We start from the raw sequence: 21,377 nt of genomic DNA, 5'->3' as shown, positions 1-21,377 counted from the left end.
CTTGAACCCCTAGTACTTCAGCAGGTTGGTGTCGTCGACCGAGGCCGAGCGCCGGGTGCGGAAGATCGCCATGATGATCGCCAGCCCCACCACGACCTCCGCGGCGGCCACGACCATCACGAAGAACGCCATCACCTGACCGTCGAGCGACCCGTTGATCCGGGCGAACGTGACCAGGGACAGGTTCGCCGCGTTCAGCATCAGCTCGATGCACATGAACACGACGATCGCGTTGCGGCGCACCAGCACCCCGACCGCGCCGATGGTGAACAGCAGCGCGGACAGGAGCAGGTAGTACGTCGGGGTCATTCCTTCTCCCCTTCTTTCTTACCTACGAGCGCTCGCGCTCCGGGCCCTGCAGCGTCTTCAGTCGAACCCGCGACCTGCTTGCGCTCGTCTTCCAGCCGCGAGGCCGAAGTGGACTCGATGATGTCCGAGAGCGACTCCGGCGCGATCGAACCGTCCGGCAGCAGCGCCGGGGTGGCGATCGAGTTGGCGGTCGCGAAGACACCCGGGCCGGGCAGCGGCGAAGGCCGGTCGTGCTTACCGGTGAACCGGTCGACGACGAGTTCCTTCTGGTTCTTCTTGCCGCCCTTGGCGTGCCGGTCGGTGAAGGCGAGCACCATCGCGCCGAGCGCGGCGGTGATCAGCAGCGCCGAGGTGAGCTCGAACGGGAACAGGTACTTGGTGAAGATGAGCCGCCCCAGGCCGCCGGGGCCGCCGCCGTCGAGGCTCGCCGGGTCGAGCGGCATCGCCGGGGTGACGTTGGCCAGCGAGCGGGCGAGACCGGCCGCGAGCAGCCCGCCGACGCCGATGCCGAGCAGGGTCGCCATGACCCGCTGCCCGCGCAGGACTTCGACGACCGAATCCGAGCTCTCCCTGCCGACCATCATCAGCACGAACAGGAACAGCATCATGATCGCGCCGGTGTAGACGATGATCTGCGTGAAGCCGAGGAACGGCGCCTGCTGGATCATGTACAGCGCGCCGAGGCACAGCATCGTGAGGACCAGCCACAGCGCCGAGTGCACGGCGTTGCGGGAGAAGACCATGCCGAGCCCGCCGAGCAGCGCGAGCGGGCCGAGCACCCAGAACGCGATGGTCTCGCCGGTGGTGATCCCGGCCGAAACGTCCGTCTGGGCGAGGAAAGCCGTGATCACTGGACGGCCTCCGCTTCGGTGGCCCCGGTGGGCTGCTTGCGCGCGAGTTCCGGACCGTTCACGTAGTAGTCCTGCTCGTTGTCGCCCAGCCGCATCGGGTGCGGCGGCTGTTCCATGCCGGGCAGCAGCGGCGCGAGGAGGTCTTCCTTCGTGTAGATCAACCGCTGCCGGTCGTCGTCGGCCAGCTCGTAGAAGTTGATCATCGTCAGTGACCGGGTCGGGCAGGCCTCGACGCACAACCCGCAGCCGATGCAGCGCAGGTAGTTGATCTGGTAGTCGGCGCCGTACCGCTCACCGGGCGAGAAGCGTGCTTCTTCGGTGTTGTCGCCGCCTTCGACGAAGATCGCGTCCGCCGGGCAGGCCCACGCGCACAGCTCGCAGCCGACGCATTTCTCCAGCCCGTCCGGATGCCGGTTCAGCTGGTGCCTGCCGTGGTAGCGCGGAGCGGCGGGGGCGCCTGCCTCCGGGTACTCCTCGGTGGCGACCTTCTTGAACATCATCCCGAAGGTGACACCGAAACCCTTGATGGGATCAAACATCCCCATCGCCGGCCTCCCTTCCACTGGAAACCGCCGCGGGCTTGCGCTTGGCAGCCCGGGCTTCGGCCTTCGCGACGGCCTTCTGACGCGGAGTCTGGTCCGGAACCTGCAGGTCGAGCGGCGGCACCGGGAATCCGCCACCGGTCACCGGGACGTAGTCGTCGTCCGGGACCTTCTTGTCCGGCAGCAGCAGGCTCAGGATGACGACGACGAGGATGAGCGCGCCGCCGCCGATGAGGATCTGCGGGGTGGAGAGGCCGCCCGAGTTCTTGATCGCGCGGACCGTGACGATCACGACGATCCAGATCAGGTTGACCGGGACCAGGACCTTCCAGCCCAGCCGCATGAACTGGTCGTACCGCAGCCGCGGCAGCGTGCCGCGCAGCCAGATGAACCCGAACAGCAGGATGAACAGCTTGGCCGTGAACCACAGCAGCGGGAGCCAGCCCTGGTTGAGCGCGTGGTCGGCGCCGACGAACGGGAACTTCCAGCCGCCGAGGAACAACGTGGTCGCGAACGCCGAAACGATCACCATGTTGACGTACTCGGCGAGGAAGAACATCGCGAACTTCATCGAGCTGTACTCGGTGTGGAAACCGCCGACCAGCTCGGATTCGGCCTCGGGGAGGTCGAACGGCGCACGGTTGGTCTCGCCCACCATGGAGATCAGGTAGATCACGAAGCTCGGCAGCAGCAGGTAGAAGTACCAGCCGGTCTGCTGCGACTCGACGATCGCCGACGTCGACATCGAACCCGCGTAGAGGATGACGCCCACGATGGACAGACCCATCGCGATCTCGTAGGAGATCACCTGAGCCGCGCTTCGCAGTCCACCGAGCAGCGGATACGGCGAGCCGGACGACCAGCCGGCCAGCACCAGGCCGTACACACCGATCGAGGAGCAGGCGAGGATCACCAGCACGCCGACCGGCAGATCGACCAGCTGGAGCGTGGTGCGCTCACCGAAGATCGAAACCACCGGGCCGAACGGGATCGCCGCCAGCGCGATCAGCGCCGGCACCGCGGAGATCACCGGCGCGAGGAAGTACACCTTGCGGTCGGCGGTGTCCGGGATGATCTGTTCCTTGAACGGCAGCTTGATCGCGTCCGCGAGGGACTGCAGGTAGCCGCCGGGCCCGACCCGGTTGGGGCCGGGACGGTTCTGCATCCGGCCGACGGCCTTGCGCTCCCAGACGATCAGGAAGATCGTCAGGATCGGGCCGATCAGCAGGATGACGACCGTCTTGATCAGGATCAGCCACAACGGGTCGTCGGCCAGCAGCGCCGCCCGCTCGGCGGCGTCCGGCATCTGGCTGAGCAACGGAGTCACTTCTCACCTCCGGTGAGGGTGACGGCCGAGCCGTGTCCGGCCGCGAGCGCGGCGCGGACGGCGGAGCCGTCGGAGTTGCCCGGGAGCCACACGACGCCGTCCGGCAGGTCCGCGACCTCGATCGGCAACGTGATGGAACCGCGTTCGGTGGAGACCTTCACGGTCTTGCCGAGGCCTTCGGCTGTCTTCGCCGAGAGCTTGGCGACGACCTCGCGCTGCGTGCCCTTGAGGTGCGGCTCGCCGTCCTGCAGCGAACCGTTGTCGATCAGCTGCCGCCAGGTGGCGAGGAGAACCTGGCCGTTTCCGGGCTCCGCGCGTGCAATGAAAGGTCCTTTACTTGCAAATTCCGCAAGGAAGGAGCCTTTCCTGGCAGGCAGCTTCGCGAGATCGGCGGCAGCGGCGGCCGGGGTCTGCGTGAAGATGTCCGCGTCCATCTCGACGGCGAGGGTGTCGAGCACCCGGCAGTCCGGCAGTGCGCCGGTGCCTTCGAGGGTGACGGCGAACTCGCGGCGGCGGCCTTCCCAGTTCAGGTAGCTGCCCGCCTTCTCGACCGCCGGGGCGATCGGGAGGACGACGTCCGCGTGTTCGGTGACGCCGCTGTGCCGCAGTTCCAGGCTGACTACGAAGGGCACATTTTTCAAAGCGCGGCGGGCCAGCTCCGGGTCCGGCAGGTCGTCCGGGTCGACGCCGCCGACCAGCAGGCCGTCGATGTCCTGACCGGAAGCGGCCTTGAGGATGGCGGTGGTGTCGCGGCCCGCCGTGGCGGAAAGCGTGACGCCCCAAGCCTTTTCGATCTCGGCGCGAGCCGCGTCGTCGGTGACCGGACGGCCACCGGGCAGCAGCGTCGGCGCCGCGCCCGCCGCCAGGGCACCGCGTTCACCCGCGCGACGCGGGATCCACGCGAGCCGGGCGCCGGTGCGCTCCACCAGCCGGTGCAGGGCCGAGAACAAGCCGGGGACCTCGGCGGCACGTTCGCCGACGAGAATCACGGCGCCTTCTGAGGCCAAGGCCTGGTCGACGTCCTGCGCGTGCTGCGCGATGCCGTCGATCGCGGCGGCCTCGCCGCCCGGCGCGCACGCCAGCAGCTCGCCGAAGGTCTTGCTGACCGAGGAGGTGGTCCACTGTCCCAAGTGGACGACCCGGGTGCGGTTCTTGCGGGCCGCCTTGCGCAGCCGCAGGAACACGATCGGCGCCTCGTCTTCCGGCTCGAACGCGACGCACAGCACCGTGCGTGCCCGCTCGATCTCGCCGAAGGTGACGCCGCTTTCCGGCGTCGTCCCGACCACGTGCGACGCGAGGAAGCCCAGCTCCTCGGCCGAGTGCGGCCGCGCACGGAAGTCGATGTCGTTGGTGCCCAAGGCGATCCGCGCGAACTTCGAGTACGCGTAGGCGTCCTCGACGGTCAGACGGCCACCGGTGAGCACCGCGGCCCCCTTGCCGTCGCGCGCCTTGGCCAACCCGGCGGCGGCCGCACGGAGCGCGTCGGTCCAGGAAGCCTCTTCCAGCACGCCATCGGCGTTGCGGATCAGCGGACGGCGGATGCGGTCATCGGCGGTGGCGTAGCGGAAGGCGAACCGGCCCTTGTCGCAGATCCACTCTTCGTTGACCTCGGGGTCGTCGCCCGCCAGCTTCCGCATGACCTTGCCGCGGCGGAAGTCGGTCCGCTCGGCGCAGCCGGACGAGCAGTGCTCGCACACACTCGGCGCGGACACCAGGTCGAACGGCCGCGAACGGAACCGGTACGCGGCCGACGTCAGCGCGCCGACCGGGCAGATCTGGATGACGTTGCCGGAGAAGTACGACTGGAACGGCTGGCCCGACGTGGTCCGGGAGGCCAGGTCCAGCACGTCCGCGGTCTCCGCGGTACCGATCTGCTGGTGGGCACCGCGTTCGAGCAGCTCGATGAACGGGTCGCCGGCGATCTCGCGGGAGAACCGGGTGCAGCGCTGGCAGAGCACGCAACGCTCGCGGTCCAGCAGCACCTGCGAGGAGATCGGCAGCGGCTTCGGGAACGTCCGCTTCGTGTCGACGAAGCGGGATTCCGCGCGGCCGTGCGCGAGCGCCTGGTTCTGCAGCGGGCATTCGCCGCCCTTGTCGCAGACCGGGCAGTCCAGCGGGTGGTTGATGAGCAGCAGCTCCATCACACCCTGCTGGGCCTTGTCCGCGACGGCCGAGGTCAGCTGGGTCTTCACGACCATGCCGTCGGCGACCGTCATGGTGCACGAGGCCTGCGGCTTCGGCATCGGACGGCCGCCCATTTCGACCTCGACCAGGCACTGGCGGCAGGCGCCCGCCGGGTCGAGCAACGGGTGGTCGCAGAAGCGCGGGATGACCGTGCCGAGCCGTTCGGCGGTGCGGATCAGCAGCTCGCCCTTGGGCGCGATGACCTCTTCACCGTCGATGACCAGCTTGACATGGCCCTCGGGGACCGGGGTGTCCTCTGTGGACGTTCCCGGCCTGTCGGGTGCGATCGTCATGCCTGCGCCCCCACCAGTTCGCGCTTGTTGGTTTCACAGAGTGCGAGGAATTCCTCGCGGAAGTACTTGATCCCGCTCTGGATCGGCGAGACCGCGCCGTCGCCGAGCGCGCAGAACGAGCGGCCGAGGATGTTGTCGCAGACGTCGAGCAGGGTGTCGATGTCCTCCTCGGTGCCGTGGCCCTCGACCATGCGCTCCAGGATCTGCGCCAGCCAGTACGTGCCCTCGCGGCACGGCGTGCACTTGCCGCAGGACTCGTGCTCGTAGAACTGCGTCCACTTCATCACGGCCCACGGCACGGAAACGGTCTCGTTGAAGACCTGCACGGCCGTCGTGCCCAGCATCGACCCGGCTTCCGCCGCGCCTTCGAAGTCCAGCGGAACATCGAGGTGTTCCTTGGTGAACATCGGCGTGGACGAACCACCCGGCGTCCAGAACTTCAGCGGGACGCCGTCCTTCATGCCGCCCGCCATGTCCAGCAGCTCGCGCAGTGTGGTGCCGAGCGGGCATTCGTACTGGCCGGGCTTCTCGACGTGGCCGGAGATCGAGTAGATCTTCGGGCCGGGCGACTTCTCGCGGCCCATCTCACGGAACCAACTCGAGCCACCGTTGATGATGTACGGCGCGCTGGCGATGGTCTCGACGTTGTTCACCGTGGTCGGCGCGGCGTAGAGCCCCGCGGCGGCCGGGAACGGCGGCTTGAGCCGCGGCTGGCCGCGGCGGCCCTCCAGGGAGTCCAGCAGCGCCGTCTCCTCGCCGCAGATGTACGCCCCGGCGCCCGCGTGCACGGTGATGTCGAGGTCGAATCCGGAGTCGAGGATGTTCTTGCCGAGGTAGCCCGCTTCGTAGGCCTCGCGCACGGCCGCGTTGAGACGGCGGATGCAGTGCAGCGCCTCGCCGCGGACGTAGATGAAGCAGTGGTGCGAACGCATCGCGTACGAGGCGATGATGCAGCCCTCGATCAGCGAGTGCGGGTCCGCCATCATCAGCGGGATGTCCTTGCAGGTGCCCGGCTCGCCCTCGTCGGCGTTGATGACGAGGTAGTGCGGTTTGTCCTCGTTCGGCGGCATGAAGGACCACTTGATGCCGGCCGGGAAGCCTGCGCCACCACGGCCGCGGAGGCCGGAATCCTTGACCAGCTGGACGATCTGCTCGGGAGTGCCCTTGAGCGCCTTGCGGATCGCGGTGTAGCCCTCGAGGGCTTCGTAGGACTGGATCGTCCAGGAGTTGGGCGAAAGCCAGCGCTTCGTGAGGACCGGAGTGATGGGATCGGCCATTACTTCTTCTCCACTTCAGGCAAGGCCACGTCCTTCATGGCGGGCGCGGTCCAGCCGCGGTCTTGCGCGACCTGCGCGCCCCGCAGGGTTTCGACGGCCTGCGAAGGACCGTCGACGTCCGTGCGGTACTGCTGCGCGTCCTCCGGGAAGAACCCGGCGAGCTGCAGTTCGGCGCCCTTGAAGTTCGTCAGCGGCGCGCCGCGCGTCGGGGCGGGCTTCTTGCCCGCCTGCAACGCGTCGACCAGCGCGACGGCCTTGTCCTCGGTCTGGTTGTCGAAGTACTCGTAGTTGACCTGGATGACCGGGGCGAGGTCACAGGCCGCGAGACATTCGGCGTGTTCGAGGGTGATCGAGCCGGGCTCGTTCGGCGTTCCCGCGGTCTCGTTGTGCCCCAACGGCTTCTCTTCGGAGCCGAGATGCGTCTGGAGCTTCTTGTAGATCGCGTCGCCGCCCATGGCCGCGCAGAGCGTGTTCGTGCACACACTGACCAAGTGCTCGCCGCACGGGCGGCGCTTGTACATGGTGTAGAACGTCGCGACCGCGCTGACCTCGGCGTCGGACAGGTCCAGCTGCGCGGCGCAGAAGGCGATGCCCTCCTGGCTCACGTATCCCTGCACCGACTGCACAAGGTGCAGCAGCGGCAGCAGCGCGGACCGGGACTGCGGGTACCGCGAGATCAGGTTCCGCGCCTTGGCATGGGTGTCGGCGTCGAAGATGTCTTCGAGCTTCGCGTTCTCCAGGATCCCTTCCGCCTCGGCGGGATCCGGCGCGATCGCGATCACGTCGACGTCGCCACCGGCGGCGATGTGGGTCTGCTCGGCCAGGCTGGTGCCGGGCTCGGGCGTCGGTGTCGTTCCGGGCTGGGTGCTCAACGGTCCACTCCCCCCATGACGGGGTCGATCGAGGCGATGGCGGCGATCACGTCCGCCACCAGGCCGCCTTCGGCCATCGCGGGCATCGACTGCAGGTTCACGAAACTCGGTTCGCGCACGTGGACCCGCAGCGGCCTGGTGCCGCCGTCGGAGACCAGGTGCACGCCGAGTTCGCCGCGCGGCGATTCCACCGACGTGTAGGTCTGGCCCGGCGGGACCTTGAAGCCCTCGGTGACCAGTTTGAAGTGATGGATCAGCGATTCCATCGACTGGCCCATGATCTTGCGGACGTGCTCGAGCGAGTTGCCCATGCCGTCGCTGCCGATCGAGAGCTGCGCCGGCCAGGCGACCTTCTTGTCCTCGACCATGACCGGGCCCGGCTCGAGCTTCTTCAGGCACTGCTTGATGATCCGCAGGCTCTGGTGCATCTCCTCGACACGCAGCAGGTACCGCGCCCAGCAGTCCGCGTCGGTCGAGGTCGGGATGTCGAACTCGAACTCGTCGTAGCGGGAGTACGGCTCGGTCTTGCGCATGTCCCACGGCAGACCGGCGCTGCGCAGCACCGGGCCGGTGACACCGAGCGCGAGGCACGCGTCGACCGGCAGGTACCCGACGCCCTTGAGCCGGTTGCGCCAGATCGGCTGACCGGTGAAGAGCTTGTCGTACAGGGGAAGCCGCTCTTCCATCACCTTGACGAACGCGCTGACGACCTCTTGGTAGTCGGCAGGCATGTCCTGGGCGAGGCCGCCGGGGCGGATGAACGCGTGGTTCATCCGGAGACCGGTGAGGTGCTCCAGCAGGTGCAGGACCTCTTCGCGCTCACGGAAGCCGAGCGTCATCGCCGTGGTGGCACCGAGTTCCATGCCGCCGGTGGCGATGTAGACCAGGTGCGAGCCGATGCGGTTGATCTCCAGCAGCAGCACGCGCAGCAGCTCGGCGCGGCGCGGGGCCTGGATGCCGAGCAGCTTCTCGACACCGAGGCAGTACGCCATCTCGGTCGAGAGCGGCGCGAGGTAGTCCATACGCGTCACGAAGGTGACGCCCTGGGTCCACGTGCGGTATTCGCAGTTCTTCTCGATCCCGGTGTGCAGGTAGCCGATGACCGAGCGGAGCTGGGTGACGGTCTCGCCCTCCATCTCCAGCACGAGCCGGAGCACGCCGTGCGTCGACGGGTGCTGCGGGCCCATGTTGATGACCATGCGCTCGTCGTGGCGGGAGTCCTCGATGACGTCTTCCCAGTCACCACCGGAAACGGTGTAGACGCGGCCTTCGGTGGTGTCGCGGGAGTCGGCTTCGGGAACTTCGGTTGCTTCGTCGTGAATGCTCACGAGTACGACCTCCGCTGGTCCGGCGGCGGGATCTCCGCGCCCTTGTATTCGACGGGAATCCCGCCGAGCGGGTAGTCCTTGCGCTGGGGGTGGCCGTCCCAGTCGTCCGGCATGAGGATGCGGGTCAGCGCCGGGTGGCCGTCGTAGACGATGCCGAACATGTCCCAGGTCTCCCGCTCCTGCCAGTCGGCCGTCGGGTAGACCCCGACCAGCGACGGGACGTGCGGGTCTTCGATGTCGAGGGTGATCTCGAGCCGGATGCGGCGGCGGTAGGTCATCGACGTGAAGTGGTAGACCGAGTGCAGCCGCTGCGGGACGTCGACGCCGTAGTCCACGCCGGAGACGGAGCTGAGCAGTTCGAAGCGGAGACCGGTGTCATCGCGCAGGACTTTGGCGATCTCGACGAGGTGCTCGCGGGCGACGTAGAAGGTGATCTCGCCGCGGTCGACCGTGGTCTGCAGGACCGCGTTCGCCGGGATCTTGTTGTCCGCCAAGGCCGCGTAGAACTCGTCGGCGAACTCGTCGAACCAGCCGCCGTACGGGCGCTCCGCCGGGGGCGGGCTGTACGCGGGGAGGCGGACGCCGCCGTAACCGGAGGTGTCACCGCTGCCGTGCACGCCGAACATGCCCTGGCGCGCTTTACCGGTGACGACCGGTTCGGCCGGGCGCGTGCCCTGCGGTTCGAGGCCGCCTTCGGGCCTGTCGGCGCTGGACTGCTCGCCGCCCGTCTCCGGGGTCTCTTCGGGGGTGTTGTCTTCGGGCACGTCGCTCACTTCTTCGCGTACTTGATCGAGGAGGCGATCAGCTCGGTGCGCTCACCGCTGGCGGCGCGGATCGCGGCCCGGCGGGCGTTGATCGGCTCGTCCTGGATCTTGGCGTGCAGCTTCAGGATCGCGTCGAGCAGCATTTCGGGGCGCGGCGGGCAACCAGGGAGGTACATGTCGACCGGGACGATGTGATCGACGCCCTGCACCACGGCGTAGTTGTTGAACATCCCGCCGGACGAGGCGCAGACGCCCATCGCCAGCACCCACTTGGGCTCGGCCATCTGGTCGTAGATCTGGCGGAGCACCGGGGCCATCTTCTGCGTGACGCGGCCGGCGACGATCATCAGATCCGCCTGGCGCGGCGTCGCGCTGAAGCGCTCCATGCCGAAACGCGCGATGTCGTAGCGGGAACCGCCGACGGTCATCATCTCGATCGCGCAGCAGGCGAGACCGAAGGTGGCGGGCCACATCGAGTTCTTGCGCGCCCAGTTGACCAGGCCTTCAAGGCTGGCGAGCAGGATGCCGTTGGGGAGTTTTTCTTCGAGGCCCATGCGTCTCTAGTTCCAATCCAGGCCGCCGCGACGCCAAACGTAGGCGTACGCGAAACCGACCGTCGCGATGAACAGCACGATCTCCACCAGGCCGAACATGCCCAGCGCGTCCGCGGAGACCGCGAACGGGTAGAGGAAGACCATCTCGATGTCGAACAGGATGAACAGCATCGCGGTGATGTAGTACGCGACCGGCATCCGGCCGCCGCCGACGACCGGCTGCGGCGACGGTTCGATACCGCATTCGTAGGCCGCGGTCTTCGCCCTGTTGGGGCGGCTCGGGCCGACGAGCGGGCCGAGCAACACCGAGAGCACCGCGAAGCCGAGAGCGAGGACGAACAAGAGGACCAGGGGGAGGTACATGTCCAGGTTGGGCACCGAAGGGGTGCTCGCCTGGGTCAGCACGGGCAACATCAGCACGGGGTTTTCGCCATCCTTTCCGCGCCGCTGCGGTTTTCGAGTCGGGGTTCACCGCTTCCCTCGGTCGGCACCCTAAGTCACCTGGGTCACACCGCCGAGGGTTAGGCAACCCTTACGGGCCGTGCATGACGGCCCCCTTGCTTGTGAAATAGTTCACAAGCCTCCCGTCGAGGATGTGAAGCGATTCACAAAGCATGGGGCGAGTGTAGGACGCGACTCACATTCTTGTCCCTAGGCCCCGTGCTATAAGGCTGCCCTAACTTGGCCGCACGGCCAGTACGGTTACTTCCGACGTGCGGTACCGATGACCTGCGACGTCGTTCCCAAGATCGGCTTGCCGGGGTCGTTCGACCACATTTGTCCTGTGACCGATACCACTGCCCGGAGTACCCGTGACTGGTCCAGACGTGTGGGGGCCGCCGCAATTCGTCACCTACTTGCGGCCTCTCCCGAAGCGCGTGAAGGCCCCCTTCCCCTTGGCTGAGCCGAGGGGAAGGGGGCCTTCACGCGAGTTGCGTCAGCGCGGAGAGGGCGTCGCCCGGGCCAGCGCGGCGATGAGGCGGTCGACGCCGTCCCCGCCCTTGGCGTCATAGCAGCCCGAGAGTCCCTTGTAGACCAACGGAAGGATCGAGTTGATCCGCAGCCCGTACTTCGTCGCGGCGTGCATGACCTTCGGCTTCCCGATCAGCTTCGCGAACACGTTGCCGAGCCGGTAGTAGCCGCCCATCAGCTCACCGACCGCGCGCGGATAGCCCTCCAGCGCCCGCTCACGGGACGGGCCCTCGCGGCGCGCCAACGCCTGCACGACGAACTCCGACGCCAGCTGCGCGGACTCCATCGCGGCCGAGATGCCCTCGCCGTTGAACGGGCTGACCATGCCGCCGGCGTCGCCGAGCAGCAGCAGGCCGTCGCGGTAGTGCGGGGTGCGGTTGAAGCCCATCGGGAGACCGGCGCCGCCGACCTTGCCGATGGCGTTCTCCTCGCGGTAGCCCCATTCCTCGGGCGTTCCGTCGAGCCACTGGCGCAGCAGCGCGCGGTAGTCGGTGCTGCGGAACGCGGCCGACGTCGACAGCATGCCGAGGCCGACGTTCACCGTGCCGTCGCCGAGCGGGAAAGCCCAGCCATAGCCGGGCAGCAGCTTCGGATCGCGCGGGTCCGAGCGGTCCCACAGCTCCAGGTGGCCCTCGATGAACGGGTCGTCGTGGCGCGGGCTCTTGTAGTACTGCCGCACCGCGACACCCATCGGGCGCTTCTCGTTCTTCTGGATGCCGACGCTCAGCGCGAGCCGCGCGGAGACGCCGTCGCAGGCCAGCACCAGCGGAGCGCGGTAGCTCACCGGCGTCTTCTCCGGGCCCACCTTCGCCTCGACGCCGATCACGCGGCCGGTCGGGCTGGTGATGGCGCCGGTGACGGTGGTGCGCTCGTAGAGCCGGGCGCCCGCCTTGACCGCGGTCTTCGCGAGCAGGTCGTCGAAGTCCTGACGGGTGCGCGAAACGCCGTACGGCGGGTAGCTGGTCAGGTCCGGCCAGTCGAGCTCCAGCGTGAGTTCGCCGGTGAGGATCCGCAGGCCGCGGCTGTGCACCCAGCCCGCGTCCTCGCTGGTGTCGATCCCCAGGTCGATGAGCTGCTTGACGCCGCGCGGGGTCAGGCCGTCGCCGCACACCTTCTCGCGCGGGAACTCGGTCTTCTCCAGCAGCAGCACGTCGACGCCCGCACGGGCGAGGTACGTGGCGGCGGTGGAGCCGGCCGGTCCGGCACCGACGACGATGACTTCGGCGTCGTGATCAGCGTTGCGACGGGTCATGCTCATGAATCTACAGCCGGGCGAAGCCCGTCCGTTGAGGGTGGCGGCGGGGAGGAAGGCGGAGCTACAGAGGGCTTTTTGGCGCGGTGGATGGCGACGACGCCGAACGTGAGGTTCAGCCACTCCACCTCGGTCCACCCGGCGCTCGCGATGATCTCCCCGAGCGTCCGCTGATCCGGCCACGCCAGCATGGATTCGGCCAGGTAGGAGTAGGCCTCGGGGTTCGACGAGGTCCGCGCGCCGACCCAGGTGAGCAGCTTCGCGATGAACTTCCGGTGCAGGAACCGGATCGGCGGGAATGTGGGCGTCGACACCTCGCAGATCACCAGCCTGCCGCCCGGTTTGACCACCCGCGCGATCTCGGTGAGCGCGGCCTTCGTGTCGACGAAGTTCCGCAGCGCGAGCGAGATGGTGACCGCGTCGAAGCTCTCGTCGGCGAACGGAAGCTTCATCGCGTCGGCGGCCACCATGGGGACGCCGCGGTGCTTGCCCGCCCTGAGCATGCCGACCGAGAAGTCCGCCGCGAGACACCAGGCGCCGTTGCGCGCGTACTCGACGGTGGACACGCCGGTGCCCGCCGCGAGGTCCAGCACCTTCTCGCCGCGTTTGGCGTCCAGCACCCGGCCGGTGATGGTGCGCCAGCGGCGGTCGAAGCCGAAGGTCATGAACGAATTCGCGCGGTCGTAGCCGTCCGCGACGTCGTCGAACATGGCGGCGACTTCGTGCGGATCCTTGTCAAGACTCGCTCGGGACATGCCCCAAACACTAACCCCGAGGTCCTGAGACACGTCGGCCAAGCGGGAGCAAAGCGACGCGCCGTAGGTTCACCTTGCTCGGTGAAGCAACGCCGGGGCACGGTGCGCACCGGCCCCCGCGACCTCACCGGCGAGGATCCTCCGCTCCAGCAACCGCAGTTCCGGCCCCGGTTCGAGGCCGAGCTGATCGACCGAGACCCGGCGCGCCCGCCGGTACGCCGCCAGCGCGTCGGAGGTGCGCCCTGCTCGCCAAAGAGCGTCCATCAGGAGGTACTGGGCACGCTGCCGCAAGGGATGCCGCCGCACCAGATCCGCCAGTTCGACGGCCGCGCTCGCGTGCCGCCCGAGGTCGAGTTCGGCCTGGTAGAGCTCTTCGAGCAGGACCAGGCGGTGCTCCGAGAGGCGCATCGTCTCGTCCGAAAGCAGCGGGACGTCCAAGCCGTCGTAGGGCGCGCCGTGCCAGTGCGTGAGGGCCTGCCGGATCAGTGAGGCGCGCTGCGCGGGGTCCGCGGACTTCAGCGCCTGGCCTGCCAGCGTCTCGAACGTCTCGACGTCGAGTTCGCCGGGGTGGACCTCCAGGCGGTAGCCGCCGTTGTCGAAGCCGAGCCGGTCTCCTTCGGGCAGGGCCTGCCGCAGCTTGTGGACGTGCCAGTGCAGCTTCGGCACCGCCCGCGGCTCCCACTTGCTCTCCCACAGTGCCTCGGTGAGCACGTTCACCGGCACGAAGGTGTTCGCCCGGACCAGCAGCACGCCGAGGAGCGTTCTCCTCATCCGGCCGTGCAGCGGGACCGACCGCGAACCGGAAGAGATGCTGAACGTGCCCAGTACTTCGAACCTCACGTGCCGTCCTCTCGCTCGATGGCGTGAGGGGACGATGAATGCCGGTTGTACAAAAGAGATACAAAGTGATCACTTGAGTGCGGAGAGCATTCCCTGCACTGATCGCGGCCAGGCGAATTCCTCCGCTCGCGCCCGCGCCGCCGCCCGCCTCGCGTCCTCGGGGCGCTCCAGCAGACCGGTAACGGCACCGGCAAAAGCGGGTGCGCGATCGTCCACCGCCTCGCCGCAGCCGGGCCGCACGATCTCCCGCAGCGCCGACGACGCCGAGACCACCACCGGCGTCCCCGAAGCGAGCGCCTCCAGCGCGGCCAGCCCGAAGGTCTCGTGTGGACCCGGCGCGAGGGAGACGTCCGCACTGGCCAGCAGGCGCGCGACGTCGCCACGTCCGGAAAGGAAGCCGAGGAAGGTCACTGGAAGCCCGCGTGCCCGCCGTTCCAGCGCACGCCGCCGTGGGCCGTCGCCGGCGATCACGAGCCGGACGCGATGCCCTGCCTCGGTCAGCTCGGCGACGGTGTCCACACTGCGCTCGACGTGCTTCTCCGGCGACAGACGTCCACAGTGGACGATCAAGGCGTCGGCGTCGCCGGACAGCGTGTGCCGCCAGCCGTCGTCGCGCCGGGCCGGGGCGAACGTCGTGAGGTCGACGCCGAGCGGGACCCGTCGCACGTTCGGCGCGGCGATGCGGTCGAATTCCGCGCGCGCGAACGCCGTCGTGCAGACGACCGTGTCGTAGCGCCGCGCCATCCGCCGGTTCGCGACGTCCGCGACGCGCCGCGCGACGGGTTCCGGCATCAGGAACTGCTCCAGCAGCCTGTCCAGCCGCTCGTGCGAGATCACCATGCTGGGCACGCCGTTACGCCGCGCCCAGACGCCCATGCCGCGCAGGGTGAGCCTGTCGGACACTTCCAGCCTGTCCGGCTCCAGGCGTTCCAGCACCGCGCGCACCCGGTGCGGATCGACCGCGCGATAGCCGCCGGTACCCGGGATCTGCGGTGCCGGAAGGGAGAACCGGCGGACTCCCGAAGGCATCGTCTCGTCCGCGTAGCGCCGCCCCGGCACCACGAGGGTCACCTGATGACCGCTCGCCACGTAACCGGCACCGAGATGGTGCAGCGCGGTCCGCAGCCCGCCCGAGCGTGGCCCGTAGAAGTTGGCCAGCTGGACTATATGCATTCCAGCCCGCCTCGTGCCCGGTCTTTTCCCGGCCGCTGCATTTCAGGCCGCGCGAGCGACTTTGCCCTGGACGGCCTCGTAATGGCCGACCAGTTCCCGGCAGACGGCGGGCCAAGTCCGGCCCAGCACGACCTTGCGCGCCTTCTCCCCCAGCCTGGCGCGCAGCGCTTCGTCGCGCAGGTCGTTCACCTTGTCCACCAGCTCTGTCGCGAACCCGGCGCGGTCGGCGGGCAGCAGGTACCCCGTGCGACCGGGCAGGACCAGATCCTTCGGACCGCCCGCGTTCGGCGCCAGCACCGGCAGCCCGGATGCCATCGCTTCCTGGATGGCCTGGCAGAACGTCTCGTGCGGTCCTGTGTGGACGAACACGTCGAGGCTCGCGTACGCCGCGGAGAGCTCTTCGCCGTACCGGGCGCCGAGGAACGCCGCACCCGGGATCCGTTCGCGCAGCATCGGCAACTCCGGCCCGTCACCGACCACGACCACGCGGATCCCGTCGATCCCGGCCAGCGCGGTCAGCCGCTCGACCTCCTTCTCTGGCGCGAGCCTGCCGACGAAACCGACCAGCAGTTCGCCGTTCGGCGCCAGTTCGGCACGCAACGCGGGATCGGCGTGGACCGGCGAGAACCGCTCGATGTCGACGCCGCGCGCCCAGCGATGCACCCGCGGGATCCCGTGCAGTCTCAGCTGTTCCACCGAATCCGTCGACGGCGCGAGCGTGCGGTCGGCCCGCGAGTGCAGACGGCGCACCCAGCGCCAGGCCGCGCGGGCGGCGATGCCGAAGCCGTACGCGGCGGCGAAACCGGCGATGTCGGTCTGGTACACCGCGACACACGGCACCCGCAGCCGTCTGGCCGCGGCGAGCCCGCGGGCGCCGACCACGAACGGCGACGCCAGATGCACCACGTCCGGGCCGAAATCGGCGAGGGCGGTCAGCACCGTCCGGGTCGGCACGCCGACCGGGAGGGAGTTCACGCCGGGGAAGTCGAGGGCGGGAATGCGCACGACCGGGGCGCCGAGGTACTCCGTGGGACCCGGCCCCGGGGCGATGATCAGCACGTCGTGCGCGCGGTCGCGGAGGTGTTCCACGACGCGGAGCACGGAGTTGGTCACGCCGTTCACCTGGGGCAGGAAACTTTCGGTGACTATCGCGACTCGCACGCGGATCACTGTCGCATCCGGTTGTGACGCCCACGCCAACAAAAACGGAACAGACGACATGTCATCTCAAGGTCGTGTTCCGTAAACCAGGCTCGGCCACACTAGTCAGGCATGACCCTCCTGTCGTCAAGGCCGCCCCAGCCCGTCGAGCCAGGGCTGGTGTCGAGGGCCCTCGAAGTGGCCGGGCGGCTGGCCAACGACGCGACCGACGTGATCACCGCGACCGCCGGCCGCGGCGCCCAGCCCGATCCGAAGGACTCGCCCTTCGACTGGGTCACCGACACGGACCGGATCCTCGAACGCCACACCCGCCGCGTGCTGACCGCGGAATTCCCCGGAATCCCCGTTGTCGGCGGCGAATTCGGCGCCGACCACGGTGCCGACGTCGCCGAATACCGCTGGGTGGTCGACCCGGTCGACGGCACCGCGAACTACGTCGCCGGGGTGCCCTGGTGCGCGTACAGCCTCGCCCTGATCGACGCTTCGGGGCCGGTGGTGGGCGTGGTCGCGGACCCGTACCGAGCTCAGATCTACGCCGCCGCGCGCGGCCGCGGCGCGCGGGCGAACGGCAAGCCGATCACGCTCACCGACCGCCGCGGGACCGCCGGGGCGATCGTCTGCACGGAACTCACGCGCAAGGGTGTCTGGCCGGGGATGGGCCAGTTCATCGAACGGGCCGCCGCCGCGCACGCCGGGGTCCGGGTGCTCGGCTCGGCGGCGCTGGCGATCGCGCAGGTCGCCTTGGGCCACGCGGCCGCGGCGGTGCTGCACAGCTACCGCGAATGGGACGTCGCCGGATCGGTCGCGCTGGCCATCGAGGCCGGGGCCGTGGTGCTGGACCGGCACGGGGAAGGCACGGCCCTGCCGGTCGACGCGCTGCTGGTGGCGGCGCCGGGCGTGGCCGACGAGGTCCTGGGCTGGTGGCAGGAGTCCGTCGGCTGAGTTACGCCTCTGATCACGTGAGTTACGCCCTCAATCACGTGAGTTACGCCCCTGATCACGCGAGTTCGCCGGTTCCGCACGGCGAGCCCGCGTGCCCGAACTCGGGACTCACGTGATTGGAGGCGTAACTCGCGTGATTGGAGGCGTAACTCGCGTGATTGGAGGCGTAACTCGCGTGATCAGACGGACGACTCGGCCCGTGACCGGACGTTCTGCCGCCGGATCCACCACAGCAGCGGGCCGGCGATCAGCCAGGTGAAGAAGATCATGCTGCCCAGCGGCAGCAGCGTGTTCGCCGCCGAGCGGCCCGCCACCCGCGCGAGTTCCGGGTCGCCGACGTCGTACTCGATGTTCACCAGCTGCCCGGCGGCCAGCCCCGAGGGGTAGAGCACCCCGTTGGCCGGGCTGTGCATGATGCCGTCGGGGGTGGCGTAGTTGATGATCGTGCGGTCGAAGGTCACCGACTCGACCTGCGCCGTCGCCTGCCCGAGTTCCGCTTCGATCGAGTTGTCGTTGCGGACCGCGGCGAACAGCAGCGAGACGCCGAGCACGGTGACGAGTGAGGCGACAACGAGGGCGGCATACCACCCGATGCGCCTCACCCGCTCCGTTTTGGCCGTCACGCCGCGAGCGTAGCGCTACCCGTCAGTGGGCGTGTCGCTCGGCGAGGAATTCATGCGTCGCCTTGATCTGCGCGTAGGACTTCGGTGCGACAGGCGCCACAGCGGCACGGAGAGCCTGCGTGCCGTTGGGGCTCACCGCGGGCTTGCCCTTGGTGTACAGCCACGTCTGGAACAGGTCGTACAGCGGCTTGCCCGAGATCTTCTCCGCCAGCGCGATGAACTCTCCGATCACCGCCGACTTGGCCTTCTTCACCTGCTGCCAGGTCTGCAGGATCCGGAAGAACGTGTCGTCGCCCACGGCCTTGCGCAACGCGTGCACCGCGAGCGCGCCGCGGTCGTAGACGGCCGCGTGGAACTGGTCGTCCGCGCCCGGGTCGGCGGGAAGGACCTGCCAGAACGGGTCCTCGGCAGGCACGGAGTCGTAGATGTACTGGGCGAGTTCGTCGGCCGTGCCCTCGCCGGTCTCCTCCGACCACAGGAACTCGCCGTAGGAGGCGAAGCCCTCGTTCAGCCAGATTTCGCTCCACTTGCCCAGCGTGACGCTGTCGCCGAACCACTGGTGCGCCTGCTCGTGCGCGACGATCGAGGTGTTGGAGCCGGACCGGAAGGCCCTGGCGCCGTACACCGGCCGCGTCTGGTTCTCCAGCGCGAAGGTGATGCCGGTGGTGACGACGCCGCCCTGCGCCTCGAACGGGTAAGGCCCGAACTTCGAGGCGAGGAATTCGGTGATCTCCGGCGTCCGCTCGATGCTGGCCTTGGCCGCGCCGAGCGATTCGCCGAGGTCGGCGCCATAGGCGGTGATGAACGGTTTGCCGTCCGGCGTGGTCTGCTCGTTCACCTCGAACTTGCCGACCTCCAGCGACGTGAGGTACGTCGCCTGCGGTTTGGTGCTGCGCCAGTTCCAGCGCGTCCAGCCCGGCCGCTGCACCGTCTTGCGCACGAGCGTGCCGTTCGACAGCGCGGCGACGTCGTTCGGGACCTCGACCGAGACGTCGTAGGTCGCCAGGTCGGTCGGGTGGTCGTTGGACGGGAACCACCAGGCCGCGCTCTGCGGCTCGTCGACGGCCAGCGCGCCGTCCGGGGTCTTCTTCCAGGCGGTGAAGCCGTCGATCTTCACCTTCGACGGCGTGTCCGCGTAGGCGACGACGACCGTGGCCGTCTGGCCCTTCCTCAGCGGCGTCGACGGCGTGACGGTCAGCTCACCGGTGCCGTCGGTCGACGTCGCGAACTTCGCGGGCCGGTTGTTGACGCGGACGCTCGACACCTTCAGGCCGAAGTCGAGGTTGAACGCCGAGAGGTCCTGCGTCGCGGTGAGCAGGATCGTCGTGGCACCGGAGAGCAGGTCGGTGGTCGGCTGGTAGGTCAGCCGGAGGTCGTAGTGACCGACGTCGTAGCCGCCGTTCCCGGCGTGCGGGTAGTACGGGTCGCCGACGCCGATCGAACCAGGCGCGGGTGCGGCGGCCGCGGAGCCCACGAGCAGCACCGAGACGACGCCCGCGGTCAATCCGGCGAAGCCGGCGCGAGTGTTCAAGCGCATTGCGAATCCTCCCAGGGATTTGTCAGCGCGCTCGAACGTAGCCAGACGATCATCGCGGAGACACGGCCGAAGGAGGGGTTCCTACCCTCTGGAATACCGCTAGACAGCCCGCACGGCCGACGACACCGCCGTACGGAGGCGCGCGTGCAGCTCACGGTGGCGCGTTCGGTCCACCCGGACCTCCACCACCCGCAGTCCCGGCGCGGGCTTGAGCGCCGCGCGGAACTCGGTGAGCGTCTCGGCGACGACATGCGGCACGCGGTAGCCGGCGCACAGGGCACCGAGATCGGCGCCGTGCGGCGTGCCGAAGACGCGCTCGAAGCTGGCGTTGTGCTCGGGCGCGCCCTGTTCCAGCAGGGAGAAGATGCCGCCGCCGTCGTCGTTGAGCACCACGATCGTCAGGTCGGGGCGCTGTTCGGCGGGGCCGGTCAGCAGGCCGCTCGCGTCGTGCAGGAACGTCAGGTCGCCGAGCAGGGCGTACGAATGTCCCCTGTGGACGGTCGCGGCGCCGATCGCGGTCGACACCATGCCGTCGATCCCGGCGACGCCGCGGTTGCGGTGCACGAGGACGTCGGGCCGCAGCCGTCCGGCGAGTGCGACGTCACGGGTCGGGTTGGACGAGCCCACGACCAGCAGCGACCCCTCCGGGACCGCGTCGACCAGCTCGGTCGCCAGGCGCAGCCCGCTCGGCCACGGTTCGGCGGCCAGCGCTTCGGTCACCGCCGCCGACGCCGCCTTGTCCGCGCGCTGCCAGCTGGCGAGCCACTCCGGATCGGCCGGTTTGGTCGGCTCGTCGAACCACTGGCCGACCTGGCGGACGTTGTGCGCGGGCGCGGGCCAGTCCGAATCGGGCCGGACCAGCAGCACCTCGACGTCGGGATCGGACAGCACGCTCTGGACCTGCCGGAACACCGTCGGACGGCCGATGCACAGGACCTGCTCGGGTTTGTGCCGCGAGATGAACTCCTCGACGCCGAGCAGCCACGCGCCGGACGAGATCGCCGTCGCGCCGGCCAGCCCGATGCCGCCGGTCTCGGAGACGACCGGCCAGCCGTGCAGCTCGGCCCATTCGCTGGCCGCCTGCACACCGGTGTCGCATGCGATGACCAGGCCGGACCGGGCCGAGGGCACCACGAACGAGGGAAGCGCGCCGAAGTCGGGCAGCTCGGTCCAGCGAGCGCCGTCGGGACGCCCTTCGAGTGACTCGTACCACTCACCGTCGTCGTGGATGTCCGGCACGAGCGGCTCGCGGAACGGGATGTTCAGGTGCACCGGCCCGCAGCGCCACTCGCCGTACGCGGCGTTCCAGGCGCGGCAGATCTGGCCGCGCCAGTACGAGTTCTGGCCGGCGCGGCGTTCGGCGACGGCGAGCTCGTCGAAGTAGCGGATGGCGTTGCCGTAGAGCTGATGCTGGTCGATGACCTGGCTCGCGCCGGCGGCCCGCATCTCGGGCGGGCGGTCGGCGGTCAGCACGATCAGCGGGACACCCGCGCGGTCCGCCTCCAGCACGGCGGGGTGGAAGTTCGCGGCCGCGGTGCCCGAGGTGCACAGCACGGCGACGGGGCGGCCTGTGCGCGCGGCGATGCCGAGGGCGAGGAAGGCGGCGCCGCGTTCGTCGATGCGGACGTGCAACTGGAGCCGTCCGGCGGCCGCCGCGTCGTACAGCGCGATCGACAGCGGGGCGTTGCGTGAGCCCGGGCAGAGGACGACGTGCGAGACGGTGTTGCGGACGAGTTCGTCGACGATGACCCTGGCCTGCGCGGTGGAAGGATTCACCGGCAGACCTCGGGTTTCACACTACGACTCACGGCCACACGTCCT

At 69.0% G+C, this 21,377-nt stretch carries 20 protein-coding genes; 1 reads left to right on the top strand and 19 read right to left on the bottom strand.

Going from position 1 to position 21,377, the window contains the following annotated elements; translation table 11 throughout:
• Positions 1-9: 9 nt before the first annotated feature.
• The 16 genes from nuoK to ACLJO0_RS08230 all read right to left on the bottom strand — a co-directional run bounded on the left by nuoK (position 10) and on the right by ACLJO0_RS08230 (position 16,454).
• Positions 10-309 (bottom strand): NADH-quinone oxidoreductase subunit NuoK, encoded by a 300-nt coding sequence (gene nuoK / locus ACLJO0_RS08305; protein ID WP_061980060.1) that lies wholly within the window; start codon positions 307-309, stop codon positions 10-12.
• Positions 306-1,160: an NADH-quinone oxidoreductase subunit J gene (locus ACLJO0_RS08300; protein WP_410577337.1), complete on the bottom strand. Its 855-nt coding sequence runs from the start codon at positions 1,158-1,160 to the stop codon at positions 306-308. The genes nuoK and ACLJO0_RS08300 overlap by 4 nt, the downstream gene beginning before the upstream one ends.
• Positions 1,157-1,705, bottom strand: a complete 549-nt coding sequence (gene nuoI, locus ACLJO0_RS08295) for an NADH-quinone oxidoreductase subunit NuoI (protein WP_410577335.1) — start codon at positions 1,703-1,705, stop codon at positions 1,157-1,159. The genes ACLJO0_RS08300 and nuoI overlap by 4 nt, the downstream gene beginning before the upstream one ends.
• The gene (nuoH, locus tag ACLJO0_RS08290) at positions 1,692-3,029 is read right to left on the bottom strand and encodes an NADH-quinone oxidoreductase subunit NuoH (RefSeq protein ID WP_233611224.1); all 1,338 of its coding nucleotides are present in this window, start codon (positions 3,027-3,029) and stop codon (positions 1,692-1,694) included. Before nuoH ends, nuoI begins: the two co-directional genes overlap by 14 nt.
• Entirely contained in the window at positions 3,026-5,506 is a 2,481-nt protein-coding gene (locus ACLJO0_RS08285) for an NADH-quinone oxidoreductase subunit G (protein ID WP_410577334.1), read from the bottom strand. The genes nuoH and ACLJO0_RS08285 overlap by 4 nt, the downstream gene beginning before the upstream one ends.
• Positions 5,503-6,783: an NADH-quinone oxidoreductase subunit NuoF gene (nuoF, locus tag ACLJO0_RS08280; RefSeq protein ID WP_410577333.1), complete on the bottom strand. Its 1,281-nt coding sequence runs from the start codon at positions 6,781-6,783 to the stop codon at positions 5,503-5,505. The genes ACLJO0_RS08285 and nuoF overlap by 4 nt, the downstream gene beginning before the upstream one ends.
• On the bottom strand, positions 6,783-7,655 hold the full coding sequence (gene nuoE, locus ACLJO0_RS08275) for an NADH-quinone oxidoreductase subunit NuoE (RefSeq protein WP_410577332.1): 873 nt from the start codon (positions 7,653-7,655) through the stop codon (positions 6,783-6,785). The genes nuoF and nuoE overlap by 1 nt, the downstream gene beginning before the upstream one ends.
• Positions 7,652-8,983, bottom strand: a complete 1,332-nt coding sequence (locus tag ACLJO0_RS08270) for an NADH-quinone oxidoreductase subunit D (protein WP_410577331.1) — start codon at positions 8,981-8,983, stop codon at positions 7,652-7,654. The genes nuoE and ACLJO0_RS08270 overlap by 4 nt, the downstream gene beginning before the upstream one ends.
• Entirely contained in the window at positions 8,980-9,747 is a 768-nt protein-coding gene (locus ACLJO0_RS08265) for an NADH-quinone oxidoreductase subunit C (protein WP_410577329.1), read from the bottom strand. The genes ACLJO0_RS08270 and ACLJO0_RS08265 overlap by 4 nt, the downstream gene beginning before the upstream one ends.
• A gap of 5 nt (positions 9,748-9,752) precedes the next feature.
• Complete coding sequence (locus ACLJO0_RS08260) at positions 9,753-10,301, bottom strand: NuoB/complex I 20 kDa subunit family protein (RefSeq protein ID WP_005151847.1); 549 nt, start codon at positions 10,299-10,301, stop codon at positions 9,753-9,755.
• Between the two features lie 6 nt (positions 10,302-10,307).
• Complete coding sequence (locus ACLJO0_RS08255) at positions 10,308-10,715, bottom strand: NADH-quinone oxidoreductase subunit A (protein ID WP_125789053.1); 408 nt, start codon at positions 10,713-10,715, stop codon at positions 10,308-10,310.
• Positions 10,716-11,238: 523 nt separating this feature from the next.
• The gene (locus ACLJO0_RS08250) at positions 11,239-12,525 is read right to left on the bottom strand and encodes a geranylgeranyl reductase family protein (protein ID WP_037332937.1); all 1,287 of its coding nucleotides are present in this window, start codon (positions 12,523-12,525) and stop codon (positions 11,239-11,241) included.
• Positions 12,526-12,527: 2 nt separating this feature from the next.
• A complete protein-coding gene (locus ACLJO0_RS08245) occupies positions 12,528-13,280 on the bottom strand; it encodes a demethylmenaquinone methyltransferase (RefSeq protein ID WP_410577328.1) in 753 nt (250 codons plus the stop codon).
• Positions 13,281-13,349: 69 nt separating this feature from the next.
• Complete coding sequence (locus ACLJO0_RS08240) at positions 13,350-14,120, bottom strand: AfsR/SARP family transcriptional regulator (protein ID WP_125790196.1); 771 nt, start codon at positions 14,118-14,120, stop codon at positions 13,350-13,352.
• 69 nt (positions 14,121-14,189) lie between these two features.
• Positions 14,190-15,293, bottom strand: a complete 1,104-nt coding sequence (locus ACLJO0_RS08235) for a glycosyltransferase family 4 protein (protein ID WP_410577326.1) — start codon at positions 15,291-15,293, stop codon at positions 14,190-14,192.
• Between the two features lie 42 nt (positions 15,294-15,335).
• Positions 15,336-16,454, bottom strand: a complete 1,119-nt coding sequence (locus tag ACLJO0_RS08230; protein WP_410577325.1) for a glycosyltransferase family 4 protein — start codon at positions 16,452-16,454, stop codon at positions 15,336-15,338.
• Between the two features lie 111 nt (positions 16,455-16,565).
• On the opposite strand from ACLJO0_RS08230, the gene ACLJO0_RS08225 reads away from it, so the two are divergent.
• Entirely contained in the window at positions 16,566-17,396 is an 831-nt protein-coding gene (locus ACLJO0_RS08225) for an inositol monophosphatase family protein (RefSeq protein ID WP_125788700.1), read from the top strand.
• Positions 17,397-17,575: 179 nt separating this feature from the next.
• Here the strand turns inward: ACLJO0_RS08225 and ACLJO0_RS08220 are convergent, their stop codons facing one another.
• From ACLJO0_RS08220 to menD, 3 genes are all read right to left on the bottom strand, one after another.
• Positions 17,576-18,019 (bottom strand): DUF3592 domain-containing protein, encoded by a 444-nt coding sequence (locus tag ACLJO0_RS08220; RefSeq protein WP_410577323.1) that lies wholly within the window; start codon positions 18,017-18,019, stop codon positions 17,576-17,578.
• A gap of 22 nt (positions 18,020-18,041) precedes the next feature.
• Positions 18,042-19,556 carry a M1 family metallopeptidase gene (locus ACLJO0_RS08215; RefSeq protein WP_410577321.1) on the bottom strand — a complete coding sequence of 505 codons (1,515 nt, stop codon included), beginning with the start codon at positions 19,554-19,556 and terminating at the stop codon, positions 18,042-18,044.
• 99 nt (positions 19,557-19,655) lie between these two features.
• Positions 19,656-21,332: a 2-succinyl-5-enolpyruvyl-6-hydroxy-3-cyclohexene-1-carboxylic-acid synthase gene (gene menD / locus ACLJO0_RS08210; RefSeq protein ID WP_410577319.1), complete on the bottom strand. Its 1,677-nt coding sequence runs from the start codon at positions 21,330-21,332 to the stop codon at positions 19,656-19,658.
• Positions 21,333-21,377: the final 45 nt, after the last annotated feature.

The organism is Amycolatopsis sp. lyj-108 (genome assembly GCF_046549005.1).
Taxonomy (GTDB): domain Bacteria; phylum Actinomycetota; class Actinomycetes; order Mycobacteriales; family Pseudonocardiaceae; genus Amycolatopsis.
The sequence above is the reverse complement of the archived record's forward strand: the minus strand, read 5'-3'. Positions and strand labels throughout refer to the sequence as shown.